Origin of the sequence: Myxococcus stipitatus DSM 14675, from assembly GCF_000331735.1 — a bacterium.
Classification (GTDB): Bacteria; Myxococcota; Myxococcia; order Myxococcales; family Myxococcaceae; genus Myxococcus; species Myxococcus stipitatus.
Genome location: NC_020126.1, coordinates 8,625,335 through 8,643,693, shown reverse-complemented (window position 1 = coordinate 8,643,693; position 18,359 = coordinate 8,625,335). Strand labels below are relative to the sequence as shown.

Genomic DNA, 18,359 nt, shown 5'->3' with positions numbered 1-18,359 from the left:
TCAGCCTTCCTCCTGGTAGGCGCCGTGTTGTCGCCGCCGCTCGCTGATGCCGCTCTCCGCCGTCTGCGCCGAGCACACCTCGTACAGCAGCGCGCGCTTTCCGGGCCGCTTGCGCAGGATGCGTCCCAGGCGCTGCACGTGCTCGCGCACGCTGCCGCTGCCGCTGAGCACCACGCCCACTCTCGCCTCCGGCACGTCCACGCCTTCATTCAGCACGCGCGAGGTGAGCAGCACCGGCAGCTCCCCCGACGCGAACGCCGCCAGCAGCGCCTTCCGCTCCGGCACGGGCGTGTGGTGCGTGAGCGCGGGCAACATCCACCGGCGCGCCAGCGTGTACACCGTCTCGTTGTCGTCGGTGAAGACCAGCACCCGGTCCTCGCGGTGCTCCAGCAGGATGCGCCACAGCACCTCCTGCTTGCCGCTGGAGGTGAGCGCGATGCGGCGCTGCTCGCGATACCCTCGGTACGCGGCCCGCCCCTCGTCGCTGCGCTGGCTCTGCGCCAGGAACCGCGCCCACCCATCCGGCGCCGACAGCCGCACGCCCAGCTTGCGCACGAACCCCAGATACAGCGCCCGCGCCTCGTCGTAGCGAGCCTTCTCCTCCGGCGTCAGCGCCACCTCCACCCGCTTCACCTCGTAGGGCGCCAGGTACTCTCCCTGGAGCTCGCGGATGTCGGTGCGATGCACGCGAGGCCCCAGCAACTCCTCACACACCCGCTCCCCGCCGTCCGTGCGCTCCAGCGTCGCCGTCAATCCCAGCCGGTACGGCGCCAGCGAGCCCTCCGCGATGAACCGATAGCTGGGCGCGGGCAGGTGATGGCACTCGTCACAGACCAGCAATCCAAAGCGGTTGCCGTGGAACTCGGTCTGCATCGCCGCGGAGTCATACGTCGTCACGGTCAGCGGTTGTCTGTCATTGACCCCGCCCCCGAGCATCCCCACCGGCACTGAGAAGTGCCGCGCGAGCACGCCCTGCCACTGCGCCATCAGGTCCAGCGTGGGCACCACGACGAGGGTGGGCCGCTTCACGTGCGCGATGGCGAGCACCGCCAGCAGCGTCTTGCCCGCACCCGTCGGCAGCTCCACCAGCCCCCGTCCTCCCGCCTGCGTCCACGCCTCCAGCGCCGCGCGCTGGTGGGGGAAGGGATGGATGGGCACCGTCAGCGCGGCCTCCAGGGGCTCGAAGCGCCGGGCCTGGTCCACATACGCCACGCCCAGCTCCCGCAGCCGCAGCACGGCCTCCCGGTAGTGCCACGCCGGAGCGCGGTACACCCCCGTGCGTGCGTCCTTCTGGAAGAGCCCCCGCAGCCGAGCGTCATCCGGCAGCCAGGGAGCCACCAGGGTGCCGCAGTCGAAGTGGAGCTCGAGAGGGACATCCATGCGTGCCGTCAGGACGTAGCCCGTCAATCCTCGTTTCGCCAGCTTGATGAGAAGGCAAGAGGCAGGCCGGGGCGTCGCCTGGCTCCTTGCAGGCATGCCCGTGTTCGCGATACCCCACCGCGACCATGCGTCTCATCTCGCTCGTTCCCCTGTTGTGTGGGCTGGCGGTTGTCGCCCAGGGTGGTTTCAACCGGCGGTTCGCGAGTCAGTGGGGCCTGCTCAGCGCGGTGGTGGTGAACATGGTGGTGGCGACGGTGGTCACCGTGGCCGTGTACATGGTCGCCCGCGCCGTGCCCGGGTTCTGGCCCGAGGCCGCGCCCACGGAGAGCCGCTTCTCCGGCTTCACTCCCTGGCACCTGCTGCCGGGCCTGTGCGGCGTCGTCATCGTGCTGGGCATGCCCTTGTCCATCAGCCGGATAGGCGCGGTGCAGTCCGTCCTCCTGCTCATGGCCGCGCAGCTCGTCACCAGCCTCATCTGGGATGCCATGGTGGAAGGCCGCCCCGCGACGCTCGCCCGGGTGGTCGGCTCCGTGCTGGCCTTCACCGGCGCGGCCATCGCCGTCTGGAAGGGCTAGGTTTCAACCCAGATGCGCCGGGTCCTCATCGTCAGTCCTCATGCCCCGTCCCGCGAGCTGCTGCGGCGAGTCCTCGCCGCCAGCGACGCGGGCCTGCTCTTCTCCGCCACGGGCGACACCGACGACGCCTTGTCCGCGCTCGCCGAAGCCCCACCGACCCTGGTCGTCGTGGACCTGCGCCGGCAGGACGAGGACCACCCGCTCTTCGTGGGGCTGCTGCGCAAGCGCTATCCCGAGCAACCCCTCATCACGCTGCTGCCCGGCCGGCTGCGCATCTTCGACGGTGAGCACGAGCGGGTCATCGACGCTCCCGGAGACTCCGCCGAGGCCCTCCACCAGCTCCTCGACGCCTTGAAGACGGCGGTGAGGGAGGTGGTCGCCCAGGACCTGCTGCGCGTGTTGCGCCCGCCTATCGGCCGCGCCTGAGGGGCCGCGTCACAGACGCAGCCGGTAGCCCAGCGCGCCCGCGAGGAACCCTCCGACGTTCACCTCGCCCGTGGTGCGGAAGTCCACCGGGGCCAGGTGGAAGTGGGTCTCCACGAAGGCGCCGCCCGGCCCGAGCGGAAGCTCCACGCCCGCGAGCGCCTGGAGGCCCAGCCCTCCGCCGCTCTCCGACGCGGTGGCTCCCAGGAAGTCCGTGGTGGCGCGGTGCAGGTACAGGCCCGGGCCGCCGCCCACGTAGGGCGTCAGCGAGCCCACCGCCCGCTCGAAGCGGAACACCGCCGACAACAGGAACGCCACCTCGCGGACGGCCAGGGTGTAGCGGCCATTGGGAGGCGGCGCTCCGAAGCCTCCCAGTTGAGGGTCGCTGAGCGTGCCCGACGACTGGGGCCGGTGGTAGTTCACCTCCAGGGCCAGCGTGAGGCGGCGCTTCAGGAGCGGCGTCACGTACCCCAGTTCGAGACCCAGGTAGATGTCTCCGTCCAGCGGCGCGGTGGACTTGAAGAAGCCCACCTTCGGCGCCAGCAGGATGTTCCCGTCCGAGTGAGGGGGCGCGGGCGTGCTCGCGACGGCGAGCGTGGTGAGCGCGGCGAGGAGCAGGGTGTTCATGGCAGGTCGGTTCCCGTGTCCTGCGCGGAGCCCGAAGCGAACGTCAACGAGGCGTCGAATGTCACGAAGAAGCCCTCCGCCTCGGGCACCACGCCCACCGCGCCGCTGGGGTCCACCACCTCGAGCACATAGGGGCCCCCGAGGACCATCCCGTGCGGACACAGTTCGTCGCTTGTGGGGGGCTCGGTCCCCGAGCACACCGGCACCTCCGCGGTCACCTCCGTGGCCGACCTCAGCTCCACCGAGCGCAGGGCGATCCGCCGAATCACGGTGGGCGTTGCCTTCAACGGCGCGAAGATGAAGACCTCGGGCACACCTGTGAAGGCGCGTTGGGCGCCCGTGGGCTCGTTGTTGATGCGGATGCGAGTGTTGCTCGCCGCCCGTGCGGCCCTGGGGAAGATGCTGAGTGCTCCCAACGGGGGGCGGTAGCGCACGTCGACAGCGCCTGGCACCACGGCCGAGCAGCCATCCGGCTGCGTGAGCACCACGTCATACCGGCCCTCACTCGAGCCGGGAGGAATCTCCGTCTCGATGCGTGTCTCGGAGACAACGCTCACGTTGAACAGGGGCTGGTCGGCCAGGCCCTCGCTCCGCAGGATGATGATGGGCGACGAGCCTGGCTGGAAGTCCTGGCCCTCGATGACGATGGGGTTGAGGCCGCCGGAGACATACCCATTCGGCGGCGGCACGACGCGCGTCACCTTGGGCGGAGCCACCACCGTGAAGGCCTCGCCCAGGGTGCTGGTGCCACCCAGCGGGTTGGTGACCTCCACGCCATAGCGGCCCGGGGCCAGTTCGAAAGGGGGCGAGGAGTCGCGCGTGGGCAGGTCCAGCAGCAGCAGCTCCGGGCGCACGTAGAACACCTGGTCGCGCCGCAGCGTGTATGGCGTGGGGCCTTGCAGCGTGACCTCGGGCAGGTCCACCACGGGGGTGTCCGAGAGCACGTCCGCGGGCGTCGGCGCGAAGCGTTTGCCCTGGACCTCCACCCGCCAGCCCGTCTGCCCTCCCTGCGCGTTGCAGACCCGGGCCACGTCCGAGAAACGCGTGCGAGGGTTGAGGACACGCTCCACCACGGGCGGCGTCCCCTCCGTCGTGCGTGAGCAGGCGCTCAGGGCGAGCAGGGCGGTGGCGGCGACTTGCAGGCGCAAAGCATTCCTCCCCTTCGTCAATGAAGGCCCCACACGTTAGGCGCTCCACCCCACGGTCCCGGAGGATTTTCAGGGAGCCGTCACTCCCCGAGGCCCAGGGCGATGGGTACCTTGCGCAACTCCGCGAAGTCTCGAACCCCATGACGCGGTGCGAACGCGGGCACGGCGAATGCTACGGCCTCCTCGGGTGAGGGGCGCCGTCGGGAGGCGCCGGGTCCTCGAAGGAGCAGGTGGCTGGCGGGTGGATGGGGCAGGGGGGCGGCGAAATGCGGAGGTGGTCCACGCTGACCGCGCTGATGTGCCTGTTGGCGGCGCGAGTGACTCTGGCGGCCGAGGGGATGGAAGCGCAGCGGAGGGTGTCTCCGGACCTCGCGCGGCTGTCTCCCTTCGGCTTGATGTTGGACGCGGGCCTGACGGGAGGCATGGGGCTGTCCTTCTCGTTCCGCCCCACCTCGCTGGTGCGGCTGCACGTGGGAGGGACGCACAACGGCGTGCGGCCAGGAGGGCGCGTGGGCATCACGCTGCTTCCCCTGCGCGGCCCGCTGACGCCGGCCCTCAGCCTGGACGTGGGCCATGCCCGGCCCGTGAAGGCGAGGAGCCTGGAGCGCAGGCTCGCGGACCTGTCATTGCCTCCGCTGCCGTCGCTCGAGCGCGTGGGCTACACGTATGCCAGCGCGATGCTCGGCCTGGAGCTGCACCTGCATGACCGCGTCACCTGGTTCGTGCGCGGCGGCGTCAGCTTCCTGGAGCTGTCGGGCCCGGGCTTGAAGGACCTGCCGGAGCCCTTCCGGACGACGCTGGCTCCCGGAGAAGAGGAGCCGTGGAAGCTGCGCATGGTGCGCCCCACGGCCAAGCTCGGCTTCATCCTGTCCTTCGGTTAACGGAAGGTCGCGAAGAACTCCAAGGCCTGTTCCTCGGCCCAGAAGCGCGGGCGGTGCACGGTGCCCGCGACGAAGCCCACGTGGCCTCCGTGCTTCGTCTCCACGATGCTCAGGTGGGGATTGTCCTTGGCCTCGGGCGGGACGACGGGCGACTCCAGCATGGGGTCGTCCCCGGCGCTGATGATGAGCGTCGGCTTGCGGATGGCGTGGAGGCGGGGCCCCGCGGAGGACTCGGCGTAGTAGTGCTCGGCGCTGTGGAAGCCGTGCAGGGGCGCGGTGACGGAGTGGTCGAAGGCGCGCACCGTGCGCGATGCCTCCATGGCGCGGCCGTCGAAGGCGCCGGGAAACCGCTTCAGCTTCGCGCGGGCCTTGCCCTTCAGCGTCCGCAGGAAGCGCTCGCGGTACAGCCAGTGGAGGGCCCCCGGACCGTCCAGCTTCCTGCAACACGCATCCAGGTCGAAGGGCGCGCTGATGGCCGCGGCGGCGACGACGGGGGCGTTCTCCCCCTGGTCCTCCAGCAGCCGGCACAACACGTTGGCGCCCAGCGAGAAGCCGACGGCGAAGAGCGGGCCGGTGGCCTTGTCGCGCAGGTCGCGCAGCAGCCCCAGCGCGTCGTCGATGTGCCCCGAGTGGTACGTGCGCGCGAGCCGGTTGGGCTCACCGCTGCAGGAGCGGAAGTTGAGCGCGGTGGCGCCCCAGCCGCGGTCCTTCGCGCCTCGGAGGATGGCGGCGATGTAGCCGGCCGTGGACGAGCCCTCCAGCCCATGCAGCGCCACCACGTGCGGCGCGCCGACCGGGCCATCGAAGGTATCCACGTCGACGAAGTCGCCGTCGGGCAGCTCGCGCCGCTCCCTCCGCAGCGGGGGCGGCTGTCGAGACCTCACGAGGTTCGCGTAGATGGTCTGCGAATGCTCGTTCGTCAGTCCCGGCGCGGGGACGAAGGGCTCGGTCGGTTGGAATCTCACGACCCCGGGATAGCGTCACCCGAAGGTGGGGACAAGGGGCCGCAGTGAGAGCTCAGTCGCGGCGTTGGCCACCGGGCGCTCCGGCGGGGGCGCTCGAGGCCAGCAGCCGGGCGCGCTTCATGGAAGGGCAGCCCTGCTCCTTCACGGCCCGGGCCTCTTCGACCAGCCCGAAGAGCGAGAGGTACTTGTCCACGCGCTCCTCCAGCGTGGGCGCCTCGATGAGGCGGCACACCTCGTCGGGCTGGTAGTCCCGGCAGATGCTCGGCCGGTCCTCGTAGCGACCGCAGAGGTTGTTCTCCAGGAGGTGCGGGCAACGCAAGCCCAGCGGCTTGTCGAGCGCCGCGATGTCCGGCGCCACGCAGCAGGCGCCACAAAGAGTGCATTCCATTCGGGTTGCGAACCTCCGCGACTCAACGCGGGTCGACCTGCCTGACTTCCCGCGTCCGTCCTCTCACACCCACAACGCGCGGCTGAAGCCCACGCGCTCGGCGGCGGGCAGCCCCGGGCGCAGCGGCCGCAGCATGGGCAGCGAGCCATCTCGCGCCACCCGCGAGGCCCCCGGGACACGCGCGACCCAGGCCAGCGTGGAGGGCTCCTCCCAGACGACGACGCGCGACAGCCCCGCCCGATGCGCCACGCCCCGCGCCGCCTCCAGCAGCGCGACGGCGTCCTCCACCGTCTCCGCGTCGAGCATCAACACGACCAGTTGGCCATACCGCGCCATCATCGCCCACAGCACGGTGGACGTGCCCACCGTCGCGCCGCACGCCTCGGGCCGAGGCCGGCGCAGGAGCTCCGCGTACGCGCGCTCCCGCTCCAGGTGCCAGTCGATTTGCGCGGCGCTCGGCCAGAGGAGGAAGGGCACCTCCGGGCGCTGGATTCGCTCCATCATCAGCGGCACGTCCCCGTCGCACAGCAGCGCGTCCACCGCGTGGGTGGACAGCCCGCCGGCGGCGGACAGGTGCCAGTCGAACGCGGGCGCCTCGTGGTAACCGGACCGGCGATAGAGCGGGGCCCCCACGTCCGAGAAGAGGAGGGCGGCGTGAGAGGAACCGGGCTCCTGCTCCAGTCGCGTGGCGAGCAAGTCCATCAAGTGCGTCGCGTACCCATGCCCGCGCAGCGCGGGCTCCGTGTAGACGCTGGCGATGGCGTGCGAGACACCTCGCGAGGCCACGCCGTCGGGGCCGCGCAGGTAGCTGTCCGTGTGGAAGGTCTCGCACGAGGCCAGCACCTGGCTTGCGTCGTCGAGCAACAGCCAGGTGCGCATGCCCTCCCGGCACCAGGGATGGGAGCGCAGCCGCAGCTCCCGCTGATGGAACTGTTCGACGGTGAGGGGAGAACCCCAGGCCTCATGAGTGAGGCGGTCGCGCTCGGCTTTCTGGGCGGCGGTGGCGAGGGCCAGGTGCATGTCGCCCCAGGGTAGCGCCTCCAGCGGGTCCTCCGCATCCACTCGCGCGGGAGGCGGCCCGGCTCACAGTCGCGTGGTGTATGGGAAGCGCACGTGGAACTGCAGGTACGCTTGGCCCACGTGGAAGATGCCGTCGCGCAACCGGTCCGGCAGGCCCAGCCCTCCCAGCTCCTGAGGCACGTAGAGCGCGGACTCCCAGCCCAGGCTGATGAGGAAGCTCTTGGAGAGTTGCAGCTCCAGGTCCACGCCGACCTCCGCGCCCGGCCTCACGAAGTGCGTGTTCGACAAAGTCCGCGAATGCAGGAACGCATACGTCAGGAGCAACCCACCCCCCACGGAGAGCCGCGCGGGGCCGGACGACAGCGGCACGCCCAGCTCCAGCGGCTTCCAGGTGACGCCATACATGCCGGTGTTGCGCAGCTGGGGGGAGATGATGAGCGAGTCGGGGATGAAGAGGGACGGGGAGATGCGGACTTCATCCAGACTCTTCGCGTACTTGCGGTAGCGCGCCGGAATCGAGCGCCGGTTCTGGGTCAGCCATTGCTTGTCGAGCACCGCCTCGACGGAGACCTTCACGCCGGTGTGGATGGGCTGGTCGTCGAAGACGGGCCCGAAGAACATGAACGCGGCGGGGCCCACGCCCACGTCCACGGGCACGGTGACGCGCTGGGCGAAGGCCAGGGTGGGCAGCAGCAGCGTCCACAGCAGCGCGACTCGGATGGTGCTCACGGGGTGTGGGGCTCCGGAGAAGGCAAACCTTCTGGAATTAATCACACCCCAGCCAATCAACCATTGCCGCACCATGCGTGTTTGGAGCAGGAAGGGGGCCGCGCCGGCCCCGGGGGCGGCAAAGGACGCCCAGTGCAGTCCGGGTCCTGATTCGCCGACGCCTGAAGATTTGGAGAACCCATGCTTTCCGCCGCCCTCTTGATTGCCACGTCCCTGCAGGCCCAGGCGCCTGTCCCCGCCGAGCCCGCTCCCACCGCCACCCCCGCGCCGGCCGTCGCCGCGCCGGCCGCCACGCCCGAGGAGCGCATGGCCGCCGCCGCGGAGCGGGCCGCCGCCGCCGCGGAGCGGGCCGCCGCCGCCGCCGAGCGCGCCGCGGAGGCCAGCGCCCGCGCCGCCGGCATCGTCGCGCCCGAGGCCGCCGCGCCCACCACGCCCGCGGAGGGCACCCCCGCGGAGAAGAAGAAGGAGGAGTGGGACATCACCGTGGGCCTGGGCCTCATCTCGCTGACGGGCAACGCCTCCACCCTGACGTTCAGCGGCCTGGCCAGCGCGCAGCGCACCACCGAGCACTGGATTTTCGGCGCGAAGGCCTACGGCAACTACGGCCGCAGCCGCCCGCCCGAAGTGGAAGGGGAGAATCTGGAGTCGCAGCTGGTGGCCCTCAACGCCGGCCTGGAGCTGCGCGGTGACCGGCGCTTCACGAAGATGCTCTCCGGCTACCTGCTGGCGGGCGTTGAGATGGACCACGTCAAGAGCGTCGAGTCGCGCAGCAGCGGTGAAGGCGGTCTCGGCATCCTCTGGTGGGACGAGAAGCCCAAGGACCAGCCGGAGACGTACCTGCGCACGGACGCCGCCTTCCGCTACGCGCACGAGACGCGCTTCCAGTACTACCCCACGCGCCTGGACCTGCCGGACGTGGACCTGGGCGGTCCCCGCTTCGGCGTGGCCTTCCGCTACGGCCTCACCAAGGACGTCCTCTTCAAGGAGGACGCCGAGGTGCTGCTGAGCGTCATCGACAGCTCGCGCGTGCTGGTGAACAGCCAGACGCAGCTGTCGGTGCGGCTGACGGAGGCGCTCGCCATGGGCGTCAGCTTCCTGGTGAAGCACGACAGCAAGCCGCCCCAGGGCAAGGTGCCCACGGACACCGCGCTGGCCTTCAACCTGGAAGTCGCGCTGTAGCCCGCAAATGCAACGCGGCGCCGGGGAAGTCCCTGGCGCCGCGCGGGTGAAGCAACAGGGGCTTGCCGAAACAAGCCCCTGGGAATGTCAGTGGTGCGGCGCCGGAGTCTCCGGCGTGTCCTTCGTCTGGGGCGGCTTCATGCCCCCGCCGAAGCGGCCGCGCTGCGAGCCGGTGCCGATATCCGGAGGCTGCAGGTCGCTGTACTGCGAGCCCGGCGGGTTGGAGCCGCGGAAGCGCGTGCCCAGGTCCGCCATGGGGATGACGAGCATCAGCACCACGAAGAGGATGGAGACGCCGAAGACAATCCGGTTGGCGCCCTGATGCTCCGACAGGTGCATGAAGTACAGCGCCACCAGCGTGCCCTTCACCGTCGCGATGACGATGGCGAGCAGCAGGCCGAAGTTCGGCAGGTGCATGCGGCCGGTGAGGACCGTCACGACGGTCAGCACGAGCAGCACGGCCCAGATGGCCCAGTAGCGGCCCGCTCCGTGGTGAGATGCCATGTTCTTGGCTTCCTGATGGGATTCGTTGGCAATGGCCATGGTGGTGTCTCCCCTCAGACCAGGTAGAGCATCGGGAACAGGAAGATCCACACCAGGTCGACGAGGTGCCAGTACATGCTGCCCAGCTCGACCATGGTGAAGTTGTTCGGCCCGAAGTCCGCCTTCGTGAACGCCCGGATCATCGCCACCGTCAGCACGCCCATGCCGATGAGGACGTGCAGCGCGTGCAGCGCCGTCGAGCAGAAATAGACCGTGAAGTAGAGGGTGATGCCGGGCATCTGCATCCCCTCGTACGTGTAGTACCGGCCCGGCAGCGTCCCGATGTGGAACTTGTGCGAGTACTCGAAGTACTTGATGACGAGGAAGCCGATGGCCATCACGAGGGTGAGGGCGAACATGATGCCGACCATCTTGTTCTTCCCCTCCTTCGCGTAGTGCACCGCGAGCGCCGCGGTGAGCGAGGAGGTGATGAGGACCACCGTGTTCACGGTGCCCATCGTCAGGTCCAGGCTGCGGCTGCCCGCCGCCCACGCCTCCGGGTAGAGGAAGCGGTAGCAGCCGTAGCAGACGAAGAGGCCGGCGAAGAGCAGGATTTCCGTCGCCAGGAACAGCCACATCCCCAGGCGGGCGGCGTGTGTCTGGACCTCGAGCGAGGCGAAGTGTGCCGCCAGGCGCGGCACAGGGGCCGCGCCATCGGCGGTGTGAGCGCTAGACTGCATCGGGGACCTCGGCCTTCTTCGGGTCGACGTAGAAGTGGGGCTCCTCGGGGAACGTCACCTGCGGACCCACGAAGTTATGGGTCGGCGGGGGAGACTCGCTCACCCACTCGTAGCCCTTGCTCCGCCAGGGGTTCTTGCCAGCGGCCTTGCCGTACACCAGCGCATACGCCAGGTAGAGGGCGATGATGATGAAGCCGAAGGCCAGCAGCGAGGCACCGGCCGTGGAGGCCACGTTCAGCGCCTGGAACCGCTCCGGGTAGTCATAGTACCGGCGCGGCATGCCGTTGTTGCCCAGCAGGAACTGGGGGATGAACGTGGCGTTGAACCCCAGGATGATGAGCGCCGCGGACACCAGGCCCCAACCCTCGTGGTACATGCGCCCGAACATCTTCGGGAACCAGTAGTGCAGGGCGGCCAGGAAGGCCATGATGGTCGCGCCCACCATGATGAAGTGGAAGTGCGCCACGACGAAGTAGGTGTCGTGCCACGGGACGTCCAGCGACACCGTGCCCAGCGCGATGCCCGTCATGCCACCGAACACGGTGAAGAACAGGAAGCCGCAGAAGTAGGCGAAGGGCGTCTTGAAGTCGACGGCGCCCTTGTAGACGGTGCCAATCCAGTTGAAGACCTTGATGGCCGTGAAGACGCCCACCAGCATGGTGAGGACGCCGAACACGCCCGCGTCGAAGGTCGACTGGCCGGACACGAACATGTGGTGGCCCCAGGCGAAGAAGCCGACGAAGGCAATGCCCAGGCTGGAGTACGCCACCGCGCGGTAGCCGAAGATGTTCTTGCGGCTGTACGTGCTGACAATCTCGCTCATCACGCCGAAGGCGGGCAGCACCATGATGTACACGGCCGGGTGGCTGTAGAACCAGAACAGGTGCTGGAAGAGCACCGGGTCGCCGCCGCGCGCCGGGTCGAACATGCCGAAGCTGAACAGGTTCTCCACCGTCACCAGCACCAGCAGCAAGCCGATGACCGGCGTCGCCAGCACCTGGATGCAGCTCGTCGCATAGATGGCCCACACGAACAGGGGCATCTTGAACCAGGTGATGCCCGGCGCCCGCATGGTGTGGCACGTGACGATGAAGTTGATGCCCGTGGCGATGGAGCTGAAGCCGATGATGAACGCGCCGAACAGCACGGGCGCCACCGTCGTCGTCGTGTGCGTGCTGTACGGGGTGTAGAACGTCCAGCCCGTGTCCAGACCGCCGTTGAGCATGCCCCAGAGCGCAATCACCGCGCCGGCCAGGTAGATGTAGAGCGAGGCCAGGTTCAGCCGCGGGAACGCGACGTCCTTGGCGCCCAGCATCAGCGGCAGCATGAAGTTGCCGAAGACGGCGGGAATCGCCGGAATCATGAACAGGAAGATCATGACCAGGCCATGGAGCGTGAACGTACGGTTGTACGTCATCGCGTCCATGATGGTCGGACCCGGCGTGAGCAGCTCGATCCGGATGAGCAGCGCGAAGATGCCGCCGACAAGGAAGAAGAGCAGGACCCAGAACAGGAACATCAGGCCGATGCGCTTGTGGTCCACCGTCAAGAGCCAGCTCTTGATGGTGGTGCCATCCACCAGATAGCTCGGGTGGTGGTCGTGGTGCTCGCCGTGCGGGGCGGCCCCCGCCGTGTCGAGGCTACTGGATGGGGTCATAGGCGGGTCCCTCGGAGGCGCCCTCGCGGACGGCCGGAGTGCGAAGCGACTTGATGTACTCGACGATGGCGGCCGTCTCCGGGCCCTGCAGCTTGCCCTGGTAGGTCGGCATCACGTTCTGGTAGCCCGACACGAGGTGGGCGCCCGGGTCCATCATCGACTGGGTGATGTAGGCCTCGTCCACGCGGATCTGCTGGCCGTCGTCCAGCTTCTCCATGCGGTCATACATGCCAAGGAACGTGGGGCCGATGTGCTGCGAGCCATCCACGGAGTGGCACTTGAGGCAGCCCTGGGTGCCGGCCAGCACCTGGCCCTGCTCCACCATGCGAGCCACCGGCGGCACCAGTGAGGTGTCCGCGAGCGCGTCCTGGCGGTCCTGCAGCCGGCCGCGGCGCTGCTCCTTGATCCAGTTGTCGTACTCCTCCTGGGGGAGGACCACGACCTCGGCCAGCATCTTCGAGTGCGACAGGCCGCAGTACTCGGTGCAGAGCACCTGGTACGTGCCGGGCTTGGTCGCCTCGAACCAGATCTGCGTGTAGCGGCCGGGCAGCGCGTCCATCTTGATGCGGAAGGACGGGACGTAGAAGGAGTGCAGCACGTCGCGGGAGGTGATGAGCAATCGCACCGGACGGTTGGCCGGGACGTGAAGGACGTTCACGCCGTTGGGGCCCTCCGGATACGAGAACTTCCACATCCACTGCTTGCCCATGACGTAGACGTCCATCGAGTCCTTGGGCGGGGTGGTGACCCAGGTGAAATCCCGGAAACCAATCCCGAACCAAGCCAGGAAGAACACCAACGGCACGGAGACGAAGAGGAACTCCGTCTTCAGCGTGGGGACGACGTACTCCGTCGCCTGGGCGGGGGTCCGCCGGCGGTACCGGAAGAACATGAACAGCGCCGCGAGGCCGGTCCCCGTCGACATCACGATCGTCGTAATCACGACGAAGTGATGCAGCAGGTCGACCCGTTCCGCGAACGTGGACGCGCTCTCCGGGAGGAACAGAAGGTTGTTGAGAAGCTCGCTCATGCCGCCGCGCCTTTCTTCAGCTCGCGCCTCCAGAAATAGATCAGCACCGATGCCAGGGCGATGAAGACGGCCATTGCGCCCAGGCGGATGAAACCGAAGATGTAGAAGCCGTACCGCCGGGTGGCGGTGTCATACTTGAAGCAGGACATGACCACGCGGTCGAAGCTGGTGCCCACGCGGCCGCCGGCCGCCTCCAGCAACGCCAGCTTCATGTCCTTGGGAGGGAAGTCCGTCCCGTACAGGTACCGGGAGATGCTTCCTTCGGGCGTCAGCACCATCACCACCGCGGGGTGGGCGTACTGCTTGGTGCTTTCGTCGTACTTGTATTTGAAGCCCACCGCGTCCGCGAGACGGCGAATCTCCGTCTCCGTCCCGGTCATGAAGTGCCAGGGCGCGCTCTCCGGCTTGCCCATGGACTGCAGGTGCTTGCGCCGCCGCTCGGCGCTCATCGTCGGGGTGTCTTCCGGGTCGACGCTGACGGTGACGGCCTCGTAGTCCTTGCCCAGCTCCAGCCCCAGCTCGCGCATCGACTTCACCTGGGCGTTGAGCACCAGGTTACAGAGCAGCGGGCAGTTGTAATACACGAGCGTCAGCAGGGTGGGCCGCGTCTTGGACAGCACCGCGCCCAGCGTCACTTCCTGGCCCGTCACGTCGGTGAAGCGGGTCTGCGAGGGCACCGGGTCTCCCAGGTGCTCCTCCACGTCCACCCCCTCGAGCTGGGGCGGGGCGTCCTGCTGGGCCTCCACGATGGAGCGGGGAGTCTTGCCCCCGCCCGGCATCGCGGATGCCGGGAGCGCGGTGGCCAGGACGAGCGCCGCCGCGAGGAACATCCCCGTGCGGGGTGCGCGCGGGGAGATGTGGGAGAAGAGGGACATCATCGCGGACGGCTCTTACGTGATGCTGGCGAGGGAAGCTACTGCCGAGGAGCCGGGGTCGGCTCGGGCGGGGGCTGGGGGGCGGGCGCGGGGGCGTTCTGCTTGGCGATGACCGACTTCATGGCCTCATCCAGGTTCGGATGCGCCTTGACACCCGGCTGGTCGCCCCAGCCCGCCTCGAGCGCCTGGAGCTGGCCGCCAATCTTCTCCTCGGCGTGCCAGTCCTGCTCGAACAGGCGCTGGTTGACGATTCCCACCTCGTACTGGCCCATGCCCGCCGGGCGCGGAGGAGGACCGTCCGGCTGGGCCTCCTTCATGGTCCGCACCTGGATGGCATAAGCCCAGACGATACCCACCGCGAAGATGGCCAGCGAGCCGAAGCCGATGCCCAGCAGCTTGCCCATCACGATGTGGTCTTCCTCGGCGGCCACACCGTGGGCGCCGACGATGACCCGCGACTCTTCTTCGACCTGGGTCTTCTTCATGGCTGCACGTACCTCAGGGACTCGGCGATGTAGGGGTCCTTCACCGGCATCGTGTAGTTGTTGCGCGCGTTCTTCAGCGCGAAGCCCACCGCGATGCCACCCACGCCCACGAACGCGGCCGCGAGCGAGAAGAGGGAGATGAGGTCCGTGCTGGGACCCTGCTCACCCGTCAGCGCCGGCCAGATGAGCCAGTACAGGTCCAGCAGGTGGACGGCCAGGATGTAGATGGCCACCATCGCCAGCTTGTTGGGCTGCAGCTTCAGGTTGCGCGACAGGAGGATGAAGAACGGCACCACGAAGTGCAGGACGGCCAGGGTGATGGACACCGGCCTCCAGGCGCCCCAGATGCGCACGCCGTACCAGGGAGCCTCTTCCGGGATGTTGGCGATCCACACCAGCATGAACTGGGAGAACGCGATGTAGGCCCAGAACGCGGTGAAGGCCAGCATCAGCTTGCCCAGGTTGTGGAAGTGGGCCGCCGTCACGACGTTGCCGTAGAGGTCCTTGCCGCGCGCCTTGGCCGTCACGAGCGTGAGGATGCAGAAGGCGGCCAGGAAGCTGCCGGCGAAGTAGTAGACGCCGAAGATGGTGGACTGCCACAGCGGCGTGAGGCTCATCATCCAGTCGAACGACGCGAAGGTGATGGTCAGCGCCAGGAAGGGGAGGATGCCCGGGGAGAAGCGGCGCATGCGCACCGTCAGGTCCAGACCGCCCTCGGTATCCTGCTTGATGCTCAGGCTGCGCAGCTTCCACGCGGCGAAGATCCAGACGCCGAAGTAGATGACGTGGCGGAAGCCGGCGAACGGGATGTTCAGGTAGCCGTGGACCTTGTGCGACAGGTGCTCCGCCTCCAGGCCGTGGATGTTCGCGCGCAGCGGCGAGTCCGGCAGCCAGGGGTAGAGGTAGTTCGCCATCAGGACGAGCGGCACGAACAGCGCCAGGAACACAGGGATGGCGGACGCGCCCGTCTCCATGGTGCGGCGCAGCACGATGAGCCACTTGGCCTTGGCCGTGTGGAAGATGGCCACCATGATGAGGAACGCCACGCTGATGCCCACCCAGTAGGTGAAGGCAATCAGGTAGCTGTGGGCGGCGATGCCCTTGTTCCCCGTGGCGAAGAACAAGGCCAGGGTGGCCAGGATGCCCAGGGCGCCCAGGCCGAACGCCGGCACCATGAGCTTCGGTGTGCCGGTGTAGCGCTCGAGCGGAGCGGAGGCTTCGGCTGCGGGGGTCATCGGTTCTCCTGCGGGACGGAGTTGTGTCCGCCCGTACGGGTGTTGCGGGCCTCCTGAAGGGCTCGCACATAGGCGACCACGGCCCAGCGCTCGCGCACGTCGAGCTCACCGGAGAAGGACGGCATCACGCCGTAGCCCTCGTTGATGGCCGTGTAGAAGTGGCCCGCGGGCTTGCTCTCCAGCTCCAGCAGGGACGGCGGCAGGCGCAGGGCCATGTTCTCCGCGACCACGCTGTTGCCGTCACCGAGCACGCCGTGACACTGCGAGCACACGATGTTGTACTTCTTCTGACCGAGCGTCAGCAGGTCGTGGTCCACCTTCACGGGGATGGTGGCCACGGGCTGCCCGTCGGCGCGACCCGTGACGGCCGTCTGGCGGGCGACGGGGTCCTTGATCTCCGGAATCCGGCTGTAGCGCTCGCGCGGAACCGTGCCGGCCGGCGGCGTGCGCATGGCACGACCGTCCGCCCAGAAGCTGGACGCCTCGTAGTACTCGTACTTGGCCTGGTCCTCCATGCGCTGGAGGAACTCGGAGGGGACGTCGCAGCCCGACAACGCGACGAGCCCGGCGGCGGGGATGAGCCACCTCATTCCTTCTCTCCCGTGACGACGGTCACCTGGGTGGCACCCAGGGCCTTGAGCTGGTCAATGACGGCGGACGCGTCCTGGCCCGTCGCGTGCGGCACGCTCAGCCAGTAGCCGTGCGTGGACGCGGTGCGGAAGGCGTCGGACTCGAAGACGGGGTGATACGGCTGCGGCAGCTTGCTCAGCCCCAGGAGGCCAAAGAAGATGCCGAACGCGGCGAACAGCACGCTCAGCTCGAACGTGATGGGCACCCACGCTGGCAGCGACAGCAGCGGACGACCGCCGATGTTCAGCGGGTAGTCGTAGGTGTTCATCCAGGTCTGCATGGCGAGCGCCGTGGTGAGACCGGTGAGCCCGCCGCACAGGGCGATGAAGGGGACCTTCGAGGGGGGCAGGCCCAGGGCCTCCGAGCCGCCGTGGAGCGGGTACGGAGAGTAGGTGTCCATCCCCTGGAAACCCTTCTCGCGCATCTGACGAGTGGCATCCACGAGGACGTCTGGCGTCTCGAACTCGGCCAGCACCCAGGAATCGAGGACAGTGGCTTCCATGACTCTAGTGCGCTCCGTGAGAGTTGTGGCGGGCGTGCTTGAGCTCCAGCTGGAGCTCCTTCACTTCGCTGATCGCCACCGCGGGCACGAACTTCAGGAACAGGAGGAACAGGGTGCCGAACAGGCCCAGGGTGCCGATGTAGATGCACCAGTCCACCCAGGTCGGGGTGTAGATGCCCCACGAGGACGGCAGGAAGTCCTGGCTCAGCGACGTGACGATGATGATGAAGCGCTCGCACCACATGCCGATGTTCACGGCGATGGAGGCCACCCACATGATGGGGATGCTCGTGCGGCACTTCTTGAACCAGAAGATGTTCGGCGTGATGACGTTGCAGGCAATCATCAGCCAGTACACGCCCGCGTAGGGGCCCGTGGCGCGGTTCACATAGAACGTCCACATCTCGTACTGGTTCTGGGAGTACCAGGCGACGAAGTGCTCCATCATGTACCCGTAGGACACGATGAGGCCCGTCGCGAGGATGACCTTGTTCATGTTCTCCAGGTGGCGGTCCGTGATCACGTCACGCAGACCCAGGTACTTGCGAGCCGGGACGATGAGCGTGATGACCATCGCGAAGCCGCTGAACACGGCGCCGGCCACGAAGTAGGGCGGGAAGATGGTCGCGTGCCAGCCGGGCAGCAGGGAGACGGCGAAGTCGAACGAAACGATGGTGTGCACCGACACGACCAGCGGCGTGGAGAGGCCGGCCAGCAGCAGGTACGCAATCTTGTAGTTGTGCCAGTGACGCCCTGAGCCGCGCCAGCCGAGCGCGAACAGGCCGTAGATGGTGCGCTGGAGCTTCGTCTTGGACGAGTCGCGCAGCGCGGCCAGGTCCGGGATGAGGCCCACGAACCAGAACAGCGCGGACACCGTGAGGTACGTGGAGATGGCGAACACGTCCCACACCAGCGGCGAGCGGAACTGCGGCCACGCGCCCAGGGTGCTGGGGTACGGGAACAGCCAGAAGGCGAACCAGGGACGGCCGGTGTGCAGCAGCGGGAAGAGACCCGCGCACATGACGGCGAACAGCGTCATGGCTTCCGCGAAGCGGTTGATGCTCGTGCGCCACTTCTGCTGGAAGAGCAGGAGGATGGCGGAGATGAGCGTACCGGCGTGGCCGATACCGACCCACCAGACGAAGTTGATGATGTCGAACGCCCAGCCGACCGGCTGGTTGTTGCCCCACACGCCGATGCCTCGGGCGAGCGTGTAGGTGACACCGATGACCAGGAGGCCCAGCGCGCTGAGCGTCAGGCCGAAGAGCATGAACCAGCCCTTGCCCGGCTTGCGCCAGACATGGTCCAGCAGCGTCTCATTGAGCGATTTGTCGTCGTGGTGCGGCGCGACGAGGTCCCGGGGCTCGAGGGGGTCGAGCGGGGCGGTGGCGGCGGTCTGGCCCATGG

General features: G+C 68.3%; 21 protein-coding genes. 4 read left to right on the top strand and 17 right to left on the bottom strand.

The annotated features are described in order from the left end of the window. Entirely contained in the window at positions 1–1,380 is a 1,380-nt protein-coding gene (locus MYSTI_RS33335) for a DEAD/DEAH box helicase family protein (RefSeq protein ID WP_044900835.1), read from the bottom strand. Positions 1,381–1,505: 125 nt separating this feature from the next. Between MYSTI_RS33335 and MYSTI_RS33330 the strand changes: the two genes are divergently transcribed. Together MYSTI_RS33330 and MYSTI_RS33325 are read left to right on the top strand one after the other, a co-directional pair. Then, on the top strand, positions 1,506–1,955 hold the full coding sequence (locus tag MYSTI_RS33330; protein WP_015352244.1) for a DMT family transporter: 450 nt from the start codon (positions 1,506–1,508) through the stop codon (positions 1,953–1,955). 12 nt (positions 1,956–1,967) lie between these two features. Continuing rightward, on the top strand, positions 1,968–2,381 hold the full coding sequence (locus MYSTI_RS33325; protein WP_015352243.1) for a DNA-binding transcriptional response regulator: 414 nt from the start codon (positions 1,968–1,970) through the stop codon (positions 2,379–2,381). Between the two features lie 9 nt (positions 2,382–2,390). On the opposite strand, the gene MYSTI_RS33320 is transcribed toward MYSTI_RS33325, so the two are convergent. Beyond that, positions 2,391–3,005, bottom strand: coding sequence for a hypothetical protein (locus MYSTI_RS33320; RefSeq protein WP_015352242.1), 615 nt, complete (start codon positions 3,003–3,005; stop codon positions 2,391–2,393). Continuing rightward, positions 3,002–4,153, bottom strand: coding sequence for a hypothetical protein (locus MYSTI_RS33315; RefSeq protein ID WP_015352241.1), 1,152 nt, complete (start codon positions 4,151–4,153; stop codon positions 3,002–3,004). The genes MYSTI_RS33320 and MYSTI_RS33315 overlap by 4 nt, the downstream gene beginning before the upstream one ends. A 266-nt stretch (positions 4,154–4,419) precedes the next feature. Here MYSTI_RS33315 and MYSTI_RS43985 point away from each other — a divergent pair, with 266 nt between their 5' ends. Beyond that, a complete protein-coding gene (locus MYSTI_RS43985) occupies positions 4,420–5,034 on the top strand; it encodes a hypothetical protein (protein ID WP_015352240.1) in 615 nt (204 codons plus the stop codon). Here MYSTI_RS43985 and MYSTI_RS33305 read toward each other — a convergent pair. The 4 genes from MYSTI_RS33305 to MYSTI_RS33290 form a co-directional block, all read right to left on the bottom strand. Then, entirely contained in the window at positions 5,031–5,999 is a 969-nt protein-coding gene (locus MYSTI_RS33305) for a hydrolase (protein ID WP_015352239.1), read from the bottom strand. The genes MYSTI_RS43985 and MYSTI_RS33305 overlap by 4 nt on opposite strands. A gap of 52 nt (positions 6,000–6,051) precedes the next feature. Then, positions 6,052–6,387 (bottom strand): YkgJ family cysteine cluster protein, encoded by a 336-nt coding sequence (locus MYSTI_RS33300; RefSeq protein WP_015352238.1) that lies wholly within the window; start codon positions 6,385–6,387, stop codon positions 6,052–6,054. Between the two features lie 63 nt (positions 6,388–6,450). Then, complete coding sequence (locus tag MYSTI_RS33295) at positions 6,451–7,407, bottom strand: GNAT family N-acetyltransferase (RefSeq protein WP_044281918.1); 957 nt, start codon at positions 7,405–7,407, stop codon at positions 6,451–6,453. A gap of 63 nt (positions 7,408–7,470) precedes the next feature. Next, positions 7,471–8,136: a hypothetical protein gene (locus MYSTI_RS33290; protein ID WP_015352236.1), complete on the bottom strand. Its 666-nt coding sequence runs from the start codon at positions 8,134–8,136 to the stop codon at positions 7,471–7,473. A 180-nt stretch (positions 8,137–8,316) separates the two neighbouring features. On the opposite strand from MYSTI_RS33290, the gene MYSTI_RS33285 reads away from it, so the two are divergent. Next, entirely contained in the window at positions 8,317–9,315 is a 999-nt protein-coding gene (locus tag MYSTI_RS33285; protein WP_015352235.1) for a DUF481 domain-containing protein, read from the top strand. 87 nt (positions 9,316–9,402) lie between these two features. Here the strand turns inward: MYSTI_RS33285 and MYSTI_RS33280 are convergent, their stop codons facing one another. Genes MYSTI_RS33280 through nrfD form a run of 10 tightly spaced genes read right to left on the bottom strand, consistent with a single transcriptional unit; the run spans position 9,403 to position 18,357 of the window. Continuing rightward, positions 9,403–9,858 carry a cytochrome C oxidase subunit IV family protein gene (locus MYSTI_RS33280; protein ID WP_015352234.1) on the bottom strand — a complete coding sequence of 152 codons (456 nt, stop codon included), beginning with the start codon at positions 9,856–9,858 and terminating at the stop codon, positions 9,403–9,405. Between the two features lie 14 nt (positions 9,859–9,872). Further along, positions 9,873–10,538 carry a cytochrome c oxidase subunit 3 family protein gene (locus tag MYSTI_RS33275; RefSeq protein WP_015352233.1) on the bottom strand — a complete coding sequence of 222 codons (666 nt, stop codon included), beginning with the start codon at positions 10,536–10,538 and terminating at the stop codon, positions 9,873–9,875. After that, positions 10,528–12,195, bottom strand: coding sequence for a cytochrome c oxidase subunit I (gene ctaD, locus MYSTI_RS33270; RefSeq protein WP_015352232.1), 1,668 nt, complete (start codon positions 12,193–12,195; stop codon positions 10,528–10,530). Before ctaD ends, MYSTI_RS33275 begins: the two co-directional genes overlap by 11 nt. Then, positions 12,179–13,225 (bottom strand): cytochrome c oxidase subunit II, encoded by a 1,047-nt coding sequence (gene coxB, locus MYSTI_RS33265; RefSeq protein WP_015352231.1) that lies wholly within the window; start codon positions 13,223–13,225, stop codon positions 12,179–12,181. The genes ctaD and coxB overlap by 17 nt, the downstream gene beginning before the upstream one ends. Beyond that, on the bottom strand, positions 13,222–14,103 hold the full coding sequence (locus MYSTI_RS33260) for an SCO family protein (RefSeq protein WP_015352230.1): 882 nt from the start codon (positions 14,101–14,103) through the stop codon (positions 13,222–13,224). Before MYSTI_RS33260 ends, coxB begins: the two co-directional genes overlap by 4 nt. A 35-nt stretch (positions 14,104–14,138) precedes the next feature. After that, positions 14,139–14,585: a hypothetical protein gene (locus MYSTI_RS33255; protein WP_015352229.1), complete on the bottom strand. Its 447-nt coding sequence runs from the start codon at positions 14,583–14,585 to the stop codon at positions 14,139–14,141. Then, a complete protein-coding gene (locus MYSTI_RS33250; RefSeq protein WP_015352228.1) occupies positions 14,582–15,820 on the bottom strand; it encodes a hypothetical protein in 1,239 nt (412 codons plus the stop codon). Before MYSTI_RS33250 ends, MYSTI_RS33255 begins: the two co-directional genes overlap by 4 nt. Further along, complete coding sequence (locus MYSTI_RS33245; RefSeq protein WP_015352227.1) at positions 15,817–16,410, bottom strand: c-type cytochrome; 594 nt, start codon at positions 16,408–16,410, stop codon at positions 15,817–15,819. Before MYSTI_RS33245 ends, MYSTI_RS33250 begins: the two co-directional genes overlap by 4 nt. Beyond that, positions 16,407–16,952 (bottom strand): DUF3341 domain-containing protein, encoded by a 546-nt coding sequence (locus tag MYSTI_RS33240; RefSeq protein ID WP_015352226.1) that lies wholly within the window; start codon positions 16,950–16,952, stop codon positions 16,407–16,409. The genes MYSTI_RS33245 and MYSTI_RS33240 overlap by 4 nt, the downstream gene beginning before the upstream one ends. A gap of 4 nt (positions 16,953–16,956) precedes the next feature. Then, positions 16,957–18,357, bottom strand: coding sequence for an NrfD/PsrC family molybdoenzyme membrane anchor subunit (nrfD, locus tag MYSTI_RS33235; protein WP_015352225.1), 1,401 nt, complete (start codon positions 18,355–18,357; stop codon positions 16,957–16,959). Positions 18,358–18,359 lie beyond the last annotated feature (2 nt).

Coding starts and splice junctions, on each gene's coding strand:
- MYSTI_RS33335 (WP_044900835.1), bottom strand. CDS start 1,380: ATGGATGTCCCTCTCGAGCTCCACTTCGACTGCGGCACCCTGGTGGCT.
- MYSTI_RS33330 (WP_015352244.1), top strand. CDS start 1,506: ATGCGTCTCATCTCGCTCGTTCCCCTGTTGTGTGGGCTGGCGGTTGTC.
- MYSTI_RS33325 (WP_015352243.1), top strand. CDS start 1,968: ATGCGCCGGGTCCTCATCGTCAGTCCTCATGCCCCGTCCCGCGAGCTG.
- MYSTI_RS33320 (WP_015352242.1), bottom strand. CDS start 3,005: ATGAACACCCTGCTCCTCGCCGCGCTCACCACGCTCGCCGTCGCGAGC.
- MYSTI_RS43985 (WP_015352240.1), top strand. CDS start 4,420: ATGCGGAGGTGGTCCACGCTGACCGCGCTGATGTGCCTGTTGGCGGCG.
- MYSTI_RS33300 (WP_015352238.1), bottom strand. CDS start 6,387: ATGGAATGCACTCTTTGTGGCGCCTGCTGCGTGGCGCCGGACATCGCG.
- MYSTI_RS33295 (WP_044281918.1), bottom strand. CDS start 7,407: ATGCACCTGGCCCTCGCCACCGCCGCCCAGAAAGCCGAGCGCGACCGC.
- MYSTI_RS33285 (WP_015352235.1), top strand. CDS start 8,317: ATGCTTTCCGCCGCCCTCTTGATTGCCACGTCCCTGCAGGCCCAGGCG.
- MYSTI_RS33280 (WP_015352234.1), bottom strand. CDS start 9,858: ATGGCCATTGCCAACGAATCCCATCAGGAAGCCAAGAACATGGCATCT.
- MYSTI_RS33275 (WP_015352233.1), bottom strand. CDS start 10,538: ATGCAGTCTAGCGCTCACACCGCCGATGGCGCGGCCCCTGTGCCGCGC.
- ctaD (WP_015352232.1), bottom strand. CDS start 12,195: ATGACCCCATCCAGTAGCCTCGACACGGCGGGGGCCGCCCCGCACGGC.
- coxB (WP_015352231.1), bottom strand. CDS start 13,225: ATGAGCGAGCTTCTCAACAACCTTCTGTTCCTCCCGGAGAGCGCGTCC.
- MYSTI_RS33260 (WP_015352230.1), bottom strand. CDS start 14,103: ATGATGTCCCTCTTCTCCCACATCTCCCCGCGCGCACCCCGCACGGGG.
- MYSTI_RS33255 (WP_015352229.1), bottom strand. CDS start 14,585: ATGAAGAAGACCCAGGTCGAAGAAGAGTCGCGGGTCATCGTCGGCGCC.
- MYSTI_RS33250 (WP_015352228.1), bottom strand. CDS start 15,820: ATGACCCCCGCAGCCGAAGCCTCCGCTCCGCTCGAGCGCTACACCGGC.
- MYSTI_RS33245 (WP_015352227.1), bottom strand. CDS start 16,410: ATGAGGTGGCTCATCCCCGCCGCCGGGCTCGTCGCGTTGTCGGGCTGC.
- MYSTI_RS33240 (WP_015352226.1), bottom strand. CDS start 16,952: ATGGAAGCCACTGTCCTCGATTCCTGGGTGCTGGCCGAGTTCGAGACG.
- nrfD (WP_015352225.1), bottom strand. CDS start 18,357: ATGGGCCAGACCGCCGCCACCGCCCCGCTCGACCCCCTCGAGCCCCGG.